The organism is Cupriavidus sp. 291-E7, assembly GCF_057798835.1.
Map to the genome: position 1 here is coordinate 66009 of NZ_JBYOJV010000005.1, position 14530 is coordinate 80538.

Below are 14530 nucleotides of genomic sequence, written 5' to 3' on the forward strand. Positions count from 1 at the left end.
TTACAAACGCCTTTCTTCGTAAGTGCTTCACTATTAACTTTATCCCTCTTGTGGCGCCATCTTGCGCCAAACGGTGCACAACTACATAGGGTCAACCCCGAGTGCCGGGCGTTGCCATGTTTCGATATTATGAATTTATCGATAAATCGTTGATGAAATTCGATTAAGTCACATCGGGTTCTTTGGCGAGTTCAGATCGCGGTCCTTGTGGCGCCTACACTGCATGGATCAAAGCCTCGGCCCCCAAATCAGCGAGCCCGCCCATGCCTAACTGCACCGTTCACCGCCTGGCCGAACAGGCGTTGCTCTACAGCGTTGCGCCGCCCGCGTCGCTGTACGTCCAGCGACGTATCTGGGCGATGGCCGAGCGTGCCACCGACTGGCGTGGCGTGGTGGACGTGGTGCCCGGCATGAACAACCTGACGCTGACCTTCGACGACACCGCTGACGTGATCGCGCTGGAACGCAACCTGAAGCTCGCGTGGGCGTCGGGTGAGACGCGCAATGCCACGGGCAAGCTCGTGGAGATCCCCGTGCGCTACGGCGGCGAATACGGCCCCGATATTGCCGATGTGGCCGCGCATACCGGCCTGACGCCGCAGGAAGTGGTGCGCCGCCACGCCGCTGGCGAATACGTCGTGTACTTCCTGGGCTTTCAGCCCGGCTTCGCGTACATGGGTGGCCTGGCGCCCGAACTGGCAACGCCGCGCCGCCGCGAGCCGCGCCTGGCCGTGCCGGCCGGAGCCGTGGGCATCGGCGGTGAGCAGACCGGTATCTATCCCGCCGTGCTGCCCGGTGGCTGGCAGCTGATCGGACATACCGATGCGCAGCTGTTCGTTGCCGACCGCGATCCGCCCTCGCTGTTCGCGCCCGGCGATACCGTCAAGTTCGTTGCCGAGGAGGTCCTGCTGTGATCGAGATCATTCGTCCCGGCGCGCAGGCGTCGGTGCAGGACCTGGGCCGGGTCGGTTTTCGCCGCTTTGGCGTGGGCCGTTCCGGCGCGGCCGATGGCCTGGCGCTGCAGGTCGGCAATCGCTTGCTGGGTAACGAGCCGAATGCCGCGGCGATCGAATTCACGCTGGGCCGCGCTGCGCTGCGCTTCGATGCCGACATGCGCGTGGCACTGACCGGTGCCGAGTGCAGTGCGAATGTCGACGGCGTGCCGGTCTGGTCGTGGCATGCGTTCGACGTGCGCCGTGGCGAGACGCTGACGCTGCCCGCGCCGCGCGGCGGCACCCGCACCTATCTCTGCGTGGCCGGTGGTATCGACGTGCCCGTGGTGATGAATTCCCGCAGCACCGATCTCAAGTCGAACTACGGCGGTTTCGAAGGCCGCGCCCTGAAGGAAGGCGACCGCCTGCCCGTGGGACGTCCCGGCATCGAATCCGAACAGGACTGGCTGGGCGTGGCGGCACCGGGCTGGGCATTGCCGGTCAGGCGCGAAGGCAACGCCCTCGTGATCCGCATGCTGGCCGGCCCCGAGTATCCCGATTTCGAGCCTGAGTCGCAGGCCGCGCTGTGGTCGTCCGAATGGGCGATCACGCCGCAGAGCAACCGCATGGGCCTGCGCCTGCAAGGCCCGGCCCTGGCGCGCCGCGCCGACCGCTCGGGCGACCTGCTGTCCCACGGCGTGATGCCGGGCGTGATGCAGGTGCCGACGAACGGCCAGCCGATCGCGCTGATGAGCGATGCACAGACCACGGGCGGCTATCCGAAGATCGGCACCGTGATCGGCGCGGACCTGTGGCGCCTGGCGCAGGTGTCGCTTGGTGCCAGCGTGCGCTTCCAGCAAGTAACGATCGAGGAGGCTGCCTTGGCACAGGCCGAGGTGGACCGCTATCTGCGCCAGATCGATCAGGCGCTGCGCTGGCAGCACGGCGGCATGCAGATTGCCGCGCGCCGCCGCACCACCACGCGCTTTGTTGCCTAGACCCCGATTGAATCGTCCCCACACATCCGGAGAACGTCCCATGCAAATCGACCTCAACGCCGACCTTGGCGAAGGCTGCGGCAACGACGAAGCCCTGCTCAAGCTGATCAGTTCCGCCAACGTGGCCTGTGGCTGGCACGCGGGCGACGCGGCAACGATGCTGCAGACCGTGAAGTGGGCGCTGGACAACAACGTGGCCATCGGCGCGCACCCGAGCTTTCCGGACCGCGAGAACTTCGGCCGTACGGAAATGCAGCGCGACCCCGAAGCGGTCTATGCCGATGTGCTGTACCAGATCGGCGCGCTCGACGCGATGGTGCGCGCGCAGGGTGGCCAGCTGGCGCACGTGAAGCCGCACGGCGCGCTCTACAACATGGCCGTGCGCGACGCCCGGCTTTGCGACGCGATCATTCGCGCCGTGCGCGACTATGACTCCGACCTGGTTTTCTTCGGCCTGGCCAACAGCCAGATGATCACGATGGCCCGCGACGTGGGCCTGCGCGTGAAAGAAGAAGTGTTCGCCGACCGCGGCTACAACCCCGACGGCACGCTGGTCAAGCGTGGCACGCCGGGCGCGCTGCACGACGATGAAGAGGTTGCTCTGAACCAGACGCTTTCGATGATCCGCGACAAGCAGGTGCGCGCGATCGACGGCACCTGGGTACCCATTCGCGCCGAAACCGTGTGTCTGCACGGCGACGGCGCCCACGCGCTTGCCTTCGCGCGCCGCATCCGGGACCGGCTCGGCGCGGAAGGCATTGCTATCCGGGCCAACTGACGGGAGATTCCCGGCAGCGCTGGCTTTTGCTCCACTAGCACTCAGGTAAGTCCTATGCAATCGGCTGTCAATCTTTGGCCCCTGCTGGGGGTCGGTGTCATCATCCTAGGCTTTGTTCTGCGGTTCAATCCCATGATGGTGGTGGCGGCAGCCGCCGTTGTCACGGGGCTGGCCGCGTCGATGCCCGTTGAGCAGATCTTCACGGCAATCGGTACGGCGTTCGTCAAGGCGCGTAGCCTGCCGCTGATCATTCTGCTGCCGCTCGCCGTCATCGGCCTGCTGGAACGCCACGGATTGCGCGAGCACGCGCAGGCGTGGATCTCGCGTATCGCTTCGGCCACGGTTGGCCGTCTGCTGATCGTCTACCTGGCCGTGCGCGAGCTGACCGCTGCCGTCGGCCTGACCAGCCTGGGCGGCCATCCGCAGATGGTGCGTCCGCTGCTGGCGCCGATGGCGGAAGGCGCGGCCGAAAACAAGTTCGGTCACCTGCCCGAGCCGGTGCGCCAGCGCGTGCTGGCATTCTGCGCAGCCACCGACAACGTGGGTCTGTTCTTCGGCGAAGACATCTTCGTGGCGTTCGGCGCGATTGCGCTGATGCACACGTTCCTGCTTTCGTCGAACATCGACGTGGAGCCGCTGCATATCGCCGTCTGGGGTATCCCGACCGCAATCTGCGCGTTCCTGATCCACGCCGTGCGCCTGAAGCGCCTGGATGGCTGGCTCGCACGCGAGCTGGGCGGGCAACAACCGGCCGGCACGCCGGCCACCGCTGGCGCCAAGGGGGAGTAAGCGATGATTGTCTCGATCCAATACCTCTACTGGCTGGCCGGGTTTGTCCTGCTGATCACGGCGCTGATGACGTTCACGGACAAGACGCACCCGCGTCGTCTGTCCACGGGCCTGTTCTGGCTGCTCTACGCGGTCATCTTCCTGATTGGCGACAAGATTCCGCCGGCCATCGTCGGCGTAGCAGCGGTAGTGATGGCGCTGATCGCCGGGTTTGGCGGTGTGGGCCACGGCAAGCACGGCACGCTGTCCGAGGATGAGCGCCGTGCCAGCGCGAAGCGCCTGGGCAACCGGCTGTTTATTCCCGCGCTGCTGATTCCGCTGATCACGGTGCTGGGCACGGTGCTGTTCAAGGACGTCAAGATTGGCGACCTGGCGCTGCTCGATCCGAAGAATGTCACGTTCGTGTCGCTGGGCATCGGCTGCGTGGTTTCGCTGCTCGTCGTCTGCTGGCTCACCCGCGATACGCCCGCCCAGAGCGTGCGTGAATCGCGCCGCCTGATCGAGTCGCTGGGCTGGGCGCTGGTGCTGCCGCAGATGCTGGCGATGCTGGGCCTGGTGTTTGCCGATGCCGGCGTGGGCAAGGCCGTCGCGCACCTGACCACGTCCTACATCAACATGGACTTCAAGTTCGTGGCCGTGGCCGTGTATTGCGTGGGCATGGCGCTGTTCACGGTCATCATGGGCAATGGCTTTGCCGCGTTCCCGGTGATGACCGGCGGCGTGGGCGTGCCCATCCTGGTTGGCGTGTTCCACGGCAACCCGGCCGTGATGGCGGCGATCGGCATGTTCTCTGGCTACTGCGGCACGCTGCTGACGCCGATGGCGGCCAACTTCAACATCGTGCCGGCCGCGCTGCTGGAGCTTGAGGACAAGAACGCCGTGATCCGCGCGCAGGTGCCTACCGCGCTTGGCATCCTCGTGGCCAATATCTTCCTGCTGTACTTCCTGATGTAAGGAATCGCCATGTCCACCCGTACCGTTTTGCTGACCGGCTTCGAGCCGTTTGAACAGGAGCCGATCAACCCTTCATGGGAGGCGGTGCGGGCGCTCGATGGGGAGCGCGTCGGCGACGCGGTGATCGTCGCGCGCCAACTGCCGTGCGTGTTTGGCAAGGCCATCGATGCGATGGCCGCGCTCGTGGAATCGCTTAGCCCCGATGTGGTGATTGCCGTGGGCCAGGCCGGTGGCCGTACCGAGATGTCGATCGAGCGCGTGGCGATCAATGTCGACGACGCACGCATCGCGGACAACGCGGGCGCGCAGCCGATCGACACGACCATCGCGCAGAATGGCCCGGCCGCCTATTTTTCCACGCTGCCGATCAAGGCCATCGTGCGCGATATGCGCGCGGCCGGCGTGCCGGCGATGGTGTCGCAGACGGCCGGCACCTTTGTCTGCAACCACGTGTTCTACGGTCTGATGCACGCGCTGGCGCAACGCCAGTCATCGGCCACGCGTGGCGGCTTCATCCATATTCCGTACCTGCCCGAGCAGGCGGCCCGGCATCCGGGCGCGCCCAGCCTGGCACTCGGTACGCTGATCGCGGGGTTGCGCGCGGCAGTGGCGACGTCGCTGTCGACCGATACCGATATCCGCGAGCAAGGCGGACAACTGCACTAACGGTTGGCTGTCGTATTTCAGATGTCTCAGCTTCGGCGCCGGTTCACGCCGGCGGCTGCTTCGATTCCTGCCGGCCTTCCGTGGCCGCGGCCACGGCCCGCGCGGTGGCGCGCCGATGCGCACGCTTCTGCAGGCGCCGCCGCAGCGTGATCTGCTCGAAGCGCCAGACCACATAGAAGAACGCCAGGAACGGCCAAAGCCAGCCCAACCATTGCGCCAGGCTGTTGAAATGGATGAAGCGGCCCATGCGCCAGCCCTGCTCGGAGATCCACGCGTACGGATTCGGCGGCAGGATATTGGTCAGCACCACCAGGCTCACCAGCGCCACAACGGCAAAGAGCGCGCGCAGCCACCGTGGCAAGCGCAGCAGTAGCACCAGCACCAGCGAACTGGTCAGCAGCGCGAATCGCCCGCCTTCGGAAAGCCAGTTGAAAGCATTGTCGTCGGGGAACTGCAACTCCGCGACGCCCGCCTTGATGATCAGCGCGGCGGTCAGCAGCCCGGCGAGAATGCGCAGCATTGGCGCCGTGCGCCGCATCGCCATCGAGGCAAACAGGCCCGTGCCGATCCAGCTCGACGCCGTCACCAGCGTTTCCAGCAGCAACTGGTTCTGCAAATCATCGGGACGAAGGTTGATGCTGTCCTGCCACGCAATCAGCGCCGGAAAATAAGCCTGCACCCAGGCCATCGGCCACGAGTCGGCGTCCGTCAGCCATTCGCGCACGATGCCGCCCATCCCGAACAGGTGTTCCTGCGGAAAGATCTGCGCAAACGGCCACAGCACGATCAGGATGATCGCAAAGCTGGCGTGCGGCTCGAACCACGCCATGCGCAGCCGCGTCAGCGTGCCACGGTCGATCAGGGCTCCCGTGAACGGCGCGACCACCGCGGCGCCAAGCATGGCGCCCAGCGCATTGGTGATCAGGTCGATGTTCGAGGGGATGCGCGTGGGCAGCCAGGTCTGCAGCGCCTCCATGACCGACGACAGCAAGGCGCCGGCGATCAGCGCAATCAGCGTGGCTCGCGCGCCCGACACGCGCGGGTGCAGCGACAGCACCACCAGCGCGCCAAACGGGCAGTAGCCCAGCACATTGGTCAGCAGGTCGAACTCGGTGATGTAGCGCGGCTTCGGCGCGGTCAGGAAGGCGAACGGCGAGATGCCGTTGTCGACCCAGCCCGAGAACGGATACAGGCTGGCGTAGACCACGAGCAGCGTGAAACAGATCAGCCCGACGCGCGCCAGCGGCGAATGTCGCGGCAGCCAGCCTTCCAGCTCCGTCTGTTGCGGCGCCTGCGGCGGCGATGGAGGTAGAGGTAGAGGAGTGTCCGTAGTCATGACTGCGGGAAACCTTGCAACCTGAGTTGCACTATAGGCTCTCCACGCCTCATTGGCGCGGCGGCGCGGGCTTTGGCGTCTCTCCGGTCGGCGATGGCACGGCGTCGCGTCCCGGCGGATTCGCGCGTGGCAGTGGTGCCGGGGCAGTGGCGGCGGCGGCCTCCAGCGGCAGCGTGGCAGCCCAGTCCAGGATCGCCGCGATCACCGCGTCGGTGCTGGCCGATAGCGCCTTCACGCCGCCGGCGCCATCGGCACTGGGTGCCGGTTGCTCGGCCACGAACGTCTTCTGCCCGATCAGCGCCTTGTGGAACACCGTCGCGCGGGCGCGCACCACGCCGCGGCTGCTGGTGGCCGAGTCGAATACCTGTTCGAAGCCCAGCAGGTCTACCTTGATGGCGGGCACGGTGGTGTCGCCGTACCACGTCAGTTCGCCACGCCCGGATACGGCGTCGCGCAGGCGATCATCGAAAAGCCGGGTCGGGGCATCGACCCAGCGTTGCGTCGAATACGCCTGCAGCCGCTGTGCCTGGGTGTATTGCAGCCGGTAGTAGATGCCTTGTCCGTCCATCCACGTGGGGCCGTCGGTCTGCGCCACGCGCAGCTTCGGCAGGCGGGCCGGCGGCTGGGACGGCGCGGCGGCGAGCGGCCCGAGGTCATAGGTAGTGCTCGGTTTCGATGACGACAGCACGCTGCAGCCGGACAGGGCAATCAGCATGGCCAGCGTGGCAAGAGCGGTAGCGGTTCTCATGATGGATTCCCGACGATGGATCTGACGCATGGCGTGATGGCGGTTCAGGGCGCGTGGAAGCCTGGCTCGCCCGGGCCTGGCGTCGGCGATGGGCCACCGAACAGCACGCTGGCGGGCTGGTCGTTGAACTGGCCCGCCGCGCGGTCGATGCTGCGCGCGGTCTGGCGGGCGTCGCGCGCCAGACCGTTGATCTGCGGCAGCGTTTCTTGCGTGAAGATGCCGGCAGCGCGCTCCACCGAATCGGCGGCGCCCTGCATGTTTTCGCCCACACGGTTCACGGTGCTCATCACGGTGCCGCGCGGATTGGCCAGGTCATCGGCCAGCCGGCGCGTGGAGACCAGCGTGGCGTTCAGGTTGTCCACGGCCTGCGGCAGACGGGTGGCCGCGGGCTGCAGCGAGTTGGCCAGCTTCGAATAGTCGTCGGCGGTCTTGTGCACGGAACGGATTGCCGACATCAGCTCGTCGCGGTTGACGGTCTGGAACATTTCGTTCAGCGACGCCATCAGCGTTTCGGACTGCGTCAGCAGCGAATCGCCGCGCTTTTCCAGTTCCTCGAAGAAGCCCGGCCGCATCACGATGCGAGCCGGCTCGCGCGCCGACGTATGCAGTGGCGGCGAACTGGTGTCGGTGCCATCCTCGCGCGCGGTATCGTCCAGCTGCACATAGGCGATGCCGGTCACGCCCTGGAAGCCCAGCGTGGCGTAGGTGGTGCGCGTGATCGGCGTGTCCTGGTTCACGCTGATGCGCACGATGATCTGGCCCGGCACCTGCGGATCGAACTTGATCGACAGCACCTTGCCGACATCGAGCCCGCGATACTTCACATCGGCCTGCGGTCCGAGCCCGTTCACCGTCGACCGCGTGATCAGGTCGTACGGCACGCGCACGGCATGGTCACTGCTGAACCAGAACAGCGAGAACAGCACCAGGATGGCGAGGCCGATGGTGAAAACGCCGGCCAGGAAGGCGTTTGATTTGTTTTCCATCAGGCTTCTCCGGTTTGCGCGCCGTGGCCGCCGGGGCCGGTGACGGCGGGCAGCGCTTGCAGCGCGCGCTGGGCGCGTTCGCCCAGGAAATATTCGCGAATAAACGGATGATCGACCTTGATCACCTCGGGAATCGGCGCGGCGGCCAGCACCTTGTGGTCGGCCAGCACGGCCACGCGGTCGGACAGCGCCACGAGCGTGTCCAGGTCGTGCGTGATCATCACCACGGTCAGGCCCAGCTCCCGGCGCAACTCGTGGATTAGCGCCACGTAGTCGTCGGACGCCATCGGGTCCAGCCCCGCGGTGGGTTCGTCCATAAAGACCAGCTCGGGTTCCAGCGCCAGGGCGCGGGCCAGCGCCACGCGCTTGATCATGCCGCCGGACAGGTCCGACGGCATCTTGTCTGCGTCCTTCGCGGACAGTCCCACGAGCTGCAGCTTCAGCAGCGACGCCTGGCAGATCAGGTTGTCCGGCAGTGCGCGCATTTCTCGCAGCGGCAGCGCGATGTTGTCGATCACCGACAGCGCGGAGAACAGCGCGCCGCGTTGGAACTGCAGCCCCCAGCGGCTGCGCAGCGCTTGCAGCTGCGCGGCATTGAGGCTGGACGGGTTCTCGCCGAACACCTTGATCGTGCCCGATGTCGGCCGCTCCAGCCCGACGATCTGGCGCAGCAGCACGGTCTTGCCCGTGCCGGAGCCGCCGACGATCGACAGGACTTCGCCGCGATAGACGTCGAGGTTCAGGCCGTCATGCACCACGTTGTCGCCATAGCGCTTGACGAGGTTGTGGACCTCGATGATTTTCTCGCGCGGCATGTCGCGCTCGACGTGAGAGGGGGCGATTTCGCTCATAGGCCGACGTTCTTGAACAGGATGGCGAAAATCGCATCGGCCAGAATCACCACGGTGATCGACGTCACCACCGACGCCGTAGTGCCCTCGCCAAGGCTCTGGGTGTTCGGCTTGATGCGCAGGCCGTAGTGGCAGGCCGTCAGTGCGATCAGTATGCCGAACGCCACGCCCTTGCCCAGGCCCAGCCACAGGTTGGCCACCGGCACCGCGTCGGGCAACTGGCGCAGGAAGAACGCATAGCTGATATCGAGCTGGTAGCGCGCGGACACCATGCCGCCGGCCAGTGCCATCACGTCGGTCCACGCCACCAGCAATGGCATCGAGACGGCCAGCGCGATCACGCGCGGCATGATCAGCCGGAAACCATGCGAGATACCCATCACGCTCATCGCGTCGAGTTCCTCGGTCACGCGCATCACGCCGATCTGGGCGGTGATGGCCGAGCCCGAGCGTCCGGCAATCAGGATGGCGGCCAGCACCGGCCCAAGCTCGCGGATCACCGCCATGCCCAGGATATTGACGATGAAGGTACTGGCGCCGAACGTGCGCAACTGGTTGGCGGACAGGTACGACAGCACGATGCCGATCAGGAAGCCGACCAGCGCCGTGATGCCAAGCGCCTTGTAGCCCACGTTGTAGATGTTCGCCGATATTTCGCGCCACGGGCCGCGCTGCGGCGCGCGCAGAAAGCGCAGCAGGTCGAACGTGAGCTGGCCCAGCATCGTGATGCCGTTGCCGACCTGGGCGAAGAACGACAGCAGGCTCGCGCCAAGGATAGTCACCGGATTGAAGCGGTCCACCATCGTCTTGTGCCACCCCTCGGTGCGCAACCCGGCGATACGGTCGAACACGCGGCGCTGGCCGTCGTTTAACTCCACGGCGTCGGGCATGCGGCCGTTCCAGGCCTGCCAGATCAGCTGCGCGCCGATATGATCGAGCCGTGTCACGCCGGCCAGCGACCACTTGGCATGCTGCGGCGCCTCGGCCAGCTCATGCAGCTGGGCGCGCAGGCCGCGCGCTTCGTGGCAGCCGGCAAGCGCAAGGGCGGTCCAGTCGCCTTGCAGTTGTATGCTGCAGGCGCCTTCCTGGCGCGAGATATCGATGGCGGGCGTCGGCTGGCGGTCCAAATGAAGCGGGTGATGTGATGGCTGAGTCTCGATTCTATGCTACCAGCCGGGGTCATGCGATCAGACGTCCGCCGACACGCCCACAGCTACAATTCCGGCAGACTCCGGCACACCGGTTTGATTTCCGTTCGATTCCCCATTTCCGACTCTTTGTTGCCTCATGCCAGACTTTTCCGATGCTTCACCTGTACGTGCCGTTGATGCCGCCGCCCTGCGGGCCTGGCATATCGACGCCGGCATGTTGCGCCGCGCGCTCGATGGCGGTCCCGCGCAGCGCTGGGAAGTGGAGGTAGTCGAGGAAACCGGTTCTACCAATGCCGACCTGACGCAGGCCTGCCGCGCCGCGCCGTGGGACGACGAAGTCGCGCGCGTCCGCGTGGCCTACCGCCAGACGGCGGGCCGTGGCCGGCAGGGGCGGCCGTGGCAAGGGCAGGCGGGGCTGACTTTTTCCGTGGCCATGCCGCTGGCGCTGGCGCCGGCACGGCTCAGCGGCCTGAGCCTGGGCGTGGGGCTGGCCGTGGCGCAGGCACTGGAGGATTGCGACGCAGCCTGCGGCGCGCGCGTCGGCCTCAAGTGGCCCAACGATCTGCAGATCGATGGCCGCAAGCTGGCCGGCATCCTGATCGAGTCGGTGCCGGCCGGGCCGCAGCGCATCTGGGCCGTCATCGGCATCGGGCTGAACCTGGTGCGCGACGCGCATATGGAAGCGGCGCTCGGCCGCGACCTGGCCGGCGTGGCCGAAGCAATGACCGCGTTCGACCCGCGGCGCGACCCCACCCGCATCCTGGGCGCCGTGCTGAACCGGCTGGCGGCGCTGCGCGCGGCGTTTCTGGCTGAGGGGTTTGCGCCGCTGGCCTCGGCATGGTCGGCGCGCGATGCCTTCCGCAACGAACCGGTGCGCCTGTTGCACGACGGGCAGGTACTGGCCGAAGGATTGGCGCGTGGCGTGGACGGCGATGGCCACCTGCTGCTGGAAACGGCCGATGGTCTGCAGCGGATTGCCAGCGGCGAGGTATCGCTGCGTCCGTCGGGCAGGGAGCGCGCATGAGTACGCTGTTGATCGATATCGGCAACACGCGGCTCAAATGGGCATGGTGCGAGGATGAACTGCTTGGCCAGCCCGGCCGATCCGGTGTTGCGGCAGCAGCGGGCGCATTGCCCACGCCGTGGCAGCATGCCGGCGCGGCCTCGCATGCAGCGCCCGCCGAGCGGGCCGCGTTGCTCGGCGCCTGGCAGCGGCTTGCCGGCGACCATGCGCCAGCGGTGTGGATCGCCAACGTCGCCGGACCCACGCTGGCGGGCGAGGTCGACGCGCTACTGACTGACGCTTTCGGCGGCAAGGCCGCGCCACAATGGGTTCGCACCACGCCCACGCATGGCGGCCTCATCAATGGCTATCGGGAGCCGACGCAACTTGGCGTGGACCGCTGGGTGGGTAGCATCGGCGCGCATCGCTGGCTGCCTGGTCAGACGCTTCTGATCGTCACGGCGGGAACCGCAACGACACTCGACATCGTCACCGCCACGCCCGGCGGCGCCAGGTTCGATGGCGGGCTGATCCTGCCCGGCCTGCAACTGATGCTGGGCACGCTGGCGCGCAATACGGCGCAACTGCCCGAACTCGACGTCCTGGACACCGGCACCGGTGCCGCGCGCGCGGTGCGAGCGTTGGGCGCAGACAACACACACGATGCGATTGCGGCCGGCTGTCTGGCCGCGCAGGCCGGCGCTATCGAGCGCACATGGCGCGCGCTGGGCGAACGCGGCCCGGTGCGCTGTCTGTTGTCCGGCGGCGCGCGCCATGCGGTGGCAGGTGCACTCGCGATGCCGTTCGAGATGCACGATAATCTTGTGCTGCTTGGGTTGCATGCGATGGCGATGTCGGCCTGAGCGGCACTCGGCAATCACCTTCACTTTTACTGTTTCCATCCATGTCCCGGCGCGGCCTCACTGTTCTGTTGCTGATCCTGCTGATCGCCAATGCGTTGCTGCTGGCCGCCCTGATGGGTGTCTTCGGGCAACATCCGCTGGCCGGCATGCTGGAAAGTCCGCGCGAGCCACAGCGGGTGGATCAACAGGTGCGTGGCGAACGCATGGAAATGCTGCCGCCACCGGCTGAGACACCGGCCCCCGCATCGACCCCGTCGCCGCGCAGTGCCGTGCCGGATGATGCAAAGCCTGGCAGCGTGACGCTGGCCGCCGCGCCGGCCGAAAGCTGTATGGAAATGGGTGGCTTCACGGCGCAGAGCGTCCTGCGCGCGAAAGAGGACCTGACGGCCATCGCCGCAGGTGCATCGTTGCCGGTGGATCAGTTCGAACGTAGCGAGCAGGTGCGTTGGTGGGTCCATCTGCCAGCCCAGCCCACGCGCGAGAATGCGGACCGCAAGCTCGCCGAGCTGCGCCGCCGCAAGGTGACCGATGCAGCGGTGGTGAGTGCCGGGGACCCGGAGTCGTACACCGTATCGCTGGGCCTGTTCCGCGAGCGCGAGCGGGCCGACCGATTCCTTGAAACGCTGCGCGGGCAGGGTGTGCGCACCGCGCAGATCAGCGACGCGCCGCGCGTGGTATCGCGCCAGTGGTTACGTGTGGCCCATGCCGACGATGCGGTGCGCGCCCGCATGGATGAGGTGCGTCTGCGCTATGGCGCCGAAGCGCTGCAGGCCTGCAAAGGGATGACGCAGGCGCGTGGCGACGACAGCGCCGCACGGGCGGGGTAAGCGGAGGGTTTTCTCCACTCGTCCGCCTGCGTGGGAGAGGCGCAAGGCAGCATCCCGCAGGAGAGCGGAGCCGCCATGCGCCGGATCGACTCAGCCTTGTGCGCGAACCTTCGTCAGCAGCTTGGTCGTCGAGCGGTCGTGCAGGAACGGGATCGCGTACGCCTGGCCGCCCCAGCTGCGCACCAGGCGCGTTTCCTCAAGCGTGTCGATATCGTAGTCGCCGCCCTTCACGTAGATGTCCGGACGCACCAGGCGGATCAGCTCCACCGGAGTCTGTTCGCGGAACATCGCCACGAGGTCCACCGAAGCCAGTGCGGCCAGCAGCGCCATGCGATCGGCTTCGAAATTGAGCGGGCGGTCGTCGCCCTTGCCCAGCATCCTCACCGACGCATCGCTGTTGACACCCACCACCAGGGCGGCGCCCATCTCGCGCGCCTGGGCCAGATACGTGGCATGGCCGCGATGAAGGATGTCGAACACGCCGTTGGTAAATACCAGCGGGCGCGGCAGGGCCGCCACGGCGGCATGCAACGCGGCGATATCGTCGGCGGGAACCAGCTTGGATTCAAAGGCGGGTGCGGTCATGGAATGCGTCTGAGCGTGGGGACGTGTACGTTTAAGTGACTGGCGTCCGGAGAAGGGGAGGCCCCAATGAAAAAACCCATCGTATCAATCCGATGGGGTTTCGTCGTTGCGGCAGCGCACGCCGCGTTTGCCGGGCCTCAAGCCTGGGCGGCCTGCAGGTTGGCGTTCAGCTCCTTGCGGTAGCGGTTCAGGTCCTGCACCGATTCAAACGTGCGCTCGAACAGCAGCGACATGTTGTGCAGAATCCGCTCGATCACCTTCTTTTCCCAGACCTCGTCAAAGCGAATCTGCTCGTCGAGCCAGTGCTCGAGCCAGTCCGGATCCGGCAGGCGCGACTGCACGGTGTCGTTCGGGAACAGCGCCTTGTTCACGTGCAGGTTGGTCGGGTGCAGCGGCTTTTCGGTACGACGGGCCGACGCCATCAGCACGCCGATCTTGGCGAACGCGGAACGCGCGCTGTCGCCAAACTGGGCCAGGTACTTCTTCATGTAGCGCAGGTAGGCGCCGCCGTGGCGGGCTTCGTCCTGCGACAGCGTGCGGTAGATGTGCTTGATGACCGGTTCCGAATGCCACTCGGCGGCGCGGCGGTACCAGTGGTTCAGGCGGATCTCGCCGCAGAAGTGCAGCATCAGCGTTTCCAGCGGCGGGGCCGGATCGAACTCGAAGCGCACGGCGTGCAGTTCTTCCTCGGTCGGCACCAGGTCCGGGCGGAAGCGGCGCAGGTACTCCATCAGCACCAGCGAATGCTTCTGCTCTTCGAAGAACCAGATGCTCATGAACGCCGAAAAGTCGGAATCGTGGCGGTTGTCGCGCAGGAACATCTCCGTGGCGGGCAGGGCCGACCATTCGGTGATCGCATTCATGCGGATGGTCTTCGCCTGGTCGTCAGTAAGCAGGCTTGCGTCAAAGGTATCCCAGGGGATGTCTTTGTCCATGTGCCAGCGGACCGCTTCCAACGATTTGAACAGTTCGGGGTAGAGCATGCTAAGCCTTTGAAATTACGGGCGGATTCTACCAGACAAGAATCATTCTCGAATGTTTTCTCTACTCCGTTTTAGCCCGG

General features: G+C 66.3%; 16 protein-coding genes. 9 read left to right on the forward strand and 7 right to left on the reverse strand.

What is annotated here, in order from left to right; translation table 11 throughout:
• Positions 1 to 263: 263 nt before the first annotated feature.
• From pxpB to pcp, 6 genes are read left to right on the forward strand one after another with little or no spacing between them, the layout of a single operon-like run.
• Positions 264 to 914 (forward strand): 5-oxoprolinase subunit PxpB, encoded by a 651-nt coding sequence (pxpB, locus tag AC3FLX_RS10715; protein WP_488696321.1) that lies wholly within the window; start codon positions 264 to 266, stop codon positions 912 to 914.
• Positions 911 to 1930: a 5-oxoprolinase subunit C family protein gene (locus AC3FLX_RS10720; protein WP_488696323.1), complete on the forward strand. Its 1020-nt coding sequence runs from the start codon at positions 911 to 913 to the stop codon at positions 1928 to 1930. Before pxpB ends, AC3FLX_RS10720 begins: the two co-directional genes overlap by 4 nt.
• 40 nt (positions 1931 to 1970) lie before the next feature.
• Positions 1971 to 2708: a 5-oxoprolinase subunit PxpA gene (gene pxpA, locus AC3FLX_RS10725; protein ID WP_488696325.1), complete on the forward strand. Its 738-nt coding sequence runs from the start codon at positions 1971 to 1973 to the stop codon at positions 2706 to 2708.
• A 54-nt stretch (positions 2709 to 2762) separates the two neighbouring features.
• Entirely contained in the window at positions 2763 to 3497 is a 735-nt protein-coding gene (locus AC3FLX_RS10730; protein WP_488696326.1) for a DUF969 domain-containing protein, read from the forward strand.
• A gap of 3 nt (positions 3498 to 3500) precedes the next feature.
• Positions 3501 to 4451, forward strand: a complete 951-nt coding sequence (locus AC3FLX_RS10735; RefSeq protein WP_488696328.1) for a DUF979 domain-containing protein — start codon at positions 3501 to 3503, stop codon at positions 4449 to 4451.
• Between the two features lie 9 nt (positions 4452 to 4460).
• Positions 4461 to 5117, forward strand: a complete 657-nt coding sequence (gene pcp, locus AC3FLX_RS10740) for a pyroglutamyl-peptidase I (RefSeq protein ID WP_488696330.1) — start codon at positions 4461 to 4463, stop codon at positions 5115 to 5117.
• Between the two features lie 43 nt (positions 5118 to 5160).
• On the opposite strand, the gene AC3FLX_RS10745 is transcribed toward pcp, so the two are convergent.
• Genes AC3FLX_RS10745 through AC3FLX_RS10765 form a run of 5 tightly spaced genes read right to left on the reverse strand, consistent with a single transcriptional unit; the run spans position 5161 to position 10165 of the window.
• Entirely contained in the window at positions 5161 to 6453 is a 1293-nt protein-coding gene (locus tag AC3FLX_RS10745; protein WP_488696332.1) for a VanZ family protein, read from the reverse strand.
• A gap of 49 nt (positions 6454 to 6502) precedes the next feature.
• The gene (locus AC3FLX_RS10750) at positions 6503 to 7201 is read right to left on the reverse strand and encodes an ABC-type transport auxiliary lipoprotein family protein (protein ID WP_488696334.1); all 699 of its coding nucleotides are present in this window, start codon (positions 7199 to 7201) and stop codon (positions 6503 to 6505) included.
• A 44-nt stretch (positions 7202 to 7245) separates the two neighbouring features.
• Positions 7246 to 8187 carry an MlaD family protein gene (locus AC3FLX_RS10755; protein ID WP_488696336.1) on the reverse strand — a complete coding sequence of 314 codons (942 nt, stop codon included), beginning with the start codon at positions 8185 to 8187 and terminating at the stop codon, positions 7246 to 7248.
• Positions 8187 to 9038, reverse strand: a complete 852-nt coding sequence (locus tag AC3FLX_RS10760; RefSeq protein WP_488696338.1) for an ABC transporter ATP-binding protein — start codon at positions 9036 to 9038, stop codon at positions 8187 to 8189. Before AC3FLX_RS10760 ends, AC3FLX_RS10755 begins: the two co-directional genes overlap by 1 nt.
• Positions 9035 to 10165 carry an MlaE family ABC transporter permease gene (locus tag AC3FLX_RS10765; protein WP_488696340.1) on the reverse strand — a complete coding sequence of 377 codons (1131 nt, stop codon included), beginning with the start codon at positions 10163 to 10165 and terminating at the stop codon, positions 9035 to 9037. The genes AC3FLX_RS10760 and AC3FLX_RS10765 overlap by 4 nt, the downstream gene beginning before the upstream one ends.
• Before the next feature lie 160 nt (positions 10166 to 10325).
• On the opposite strand from AC3FLX_RS10765, the gene AC3FLX_RS10770 reads away from it, so the two are divergent.
• The 3 genes from AC3FLX_RS10770 to AC3FLX_RS10780 are packed head-to-tail and all read left to right on the forward strand — an operon-like array spanning position 10326 to position 12882.
• Complete coding sequence (locus AC3FLX_RS10770) at positions 10326 to 11213, forward strand: biotin--[acetyl-CoA-carboxylase] ligase (RefSeq protein ID WP_488696341.1); 888 nt, start codon at positions 10326 to 10328, stop codon at positions 11211 to 11213.
• Positions 11210 to 12055 carry a type III pantothenate kinase gene (locus AC3FLX_RS10775; RefSeq protein WP_488696343.1) on the forward strand — a complete coding sequence of 282 codons (846 nt, stop codon included), beginning with the start codon at positions 11210 to 11212 and terminating at the stop codon, positions 12053 to 12055. The genes AC3FLX_RS10770 and AC3FLX_RS10775 overlap by 4 nt, the downstream gene beginning before the upstream one ends.
• Positions 12056 to 12096: 41 nt before the next feature.
• Positions 12097 to 12882: an SPOR domain-containing protein gene (locus AC3FLX_RS10780; RefSeq protein WP_488696345.1), complete on the forward strand. Its 786-nt coding sequence runs from the start codon at positions 12097 to 12099 to the stop codon at positions 12880 to 12882.
• A 90-nt stretch (positions 12883 to 12972) separates the two neighbouring features.
• Here the strand turns inward: AC3FLX_RS10780 and rfaE2 are convergent, their stop codons facing one another.
• Entirely contained in the window at positions 12973 to 13467 is a 495-nt protein-coding gene (gene rfaE2 / locus AC3FLX_RS10785) for a D-glycero-beta-D-manno-heptose 1-phosphate adenylyltransferase (protein ID WP_488696347.1), read from the reverse strand.
• Between the two features lie 137 nt (positions 13468 to 13604).
• Positions 13605 to 14450: a ferritin family protein gene (locus AC3FLX_RS10790; protein WP_124682735.1), complete on the reverse strand. Its 846-nt coding sequence runs from the start codon at positions 14448 to 14450 to the stop codon at positions 13605 to 13607.
• Between the last annotated feature and the right edge of the window lie 80 nt (positions 14451 to 14530).

Bases quoted from the DNA above. Each gene is read 5' to 3' on its own strand.
- AC3FLX_RS10730 (WP_488696326.1), top strand. From the start codon at position 2,763: ATGCAATCGGCTGTCAATCTTTGGCCCCTGCTGGGGGTCGGTGTCATC.
- AC3FLX_RS10780 (WP_488696345.1), top strand. From the start codon at position 12,097: ATGTCCCGGCGCGGCCTCACTGTTCTGTTGCTGATCCTGCTGATCGCC.
- pxpB (WP_488696321.1), top strand. From the start codon at position 264: ATGCCTAACTGCACCGTTCACCGCCTGGCCGAACAGGCGTTGCTCTAC.
- AC3FLX_RS10770 (WP_488696341.1), top strand. From the start codon at position 10,326: ATGCCAGACTTTTCCGATGCTTCACCTGTACGTGCCGTTGATGCCGCC.
- AC3FLX_RS10735 (WP_488696328.1), top strand. From the start codon at position 3,501: ATGATTGTCTCGATCCAATACCTCTACTGGCTGGCCGGGTTTGTCCTG.
- AC3FLX_RS10755 (WP_488696336.1), bottom strand. From the start codon at position 8,187: ATGGAAAACAAATCAAACGCCTTCCTGGCCGGCGTTTTCACCATCGGC.
- AC3FLX_RS10745 (WP_488696332.1), bottom strand. From the start codon at position 6,453: ATGACTACGGACACTCCTCTACCTCTACCTCCATCGCCGCCGCAGGCG.
- pxpA (WP_488696325.1), top strand. From the start codon at position 1,971: ATGCAAATCGACCTCAACGCCGACCTTGGCGAAGGCTGCGGCAACGAC.
- AC3FLX_RS10750 (WP_488696334.1), bottom strand. From the start codon at position 7,201: ATGAGAACCGCTACCGCTCTTGCCACGCTGGCCATGCTGATTGCCCTG.
- AC3FLX_RS10775 (WP_488696343.1), top strand. From the start codon at position 11,210: ATGAGTACGCTGTTGATCGATATCGGCAACACGCGGCTCAAATGGGCA.
- AC3FLX_RS10760 (WP_488696338.1), bottom strand. From the start codon at position 9,038: ATGAGCGAAATCGCCCCCTCTCACGTCGAGCGCGACATGCCGCGCGAG.
- rfaE2 (WP_488696347.1), bottom strand. From the start codon at position 13,467: ATGACCGCACCCGCCTTTGAATCCAAGCTGGTTCCCGCCGACGATATC.
- pcp (WP_488696330.1), top strand. From the start codon at position 4,461: ATGTCCACCCGTACCGTTTTGCTGACCGGCTTCGAGCCGTTTGAACAG.
- AC3FLX_RS10790 (WP_124682735.1), bottom strand. From the start codon at position 14,450: ATGCTCTACCCCGAACTGTTCAAATCGTTGGAAGCGGTCCGCTGGCAC.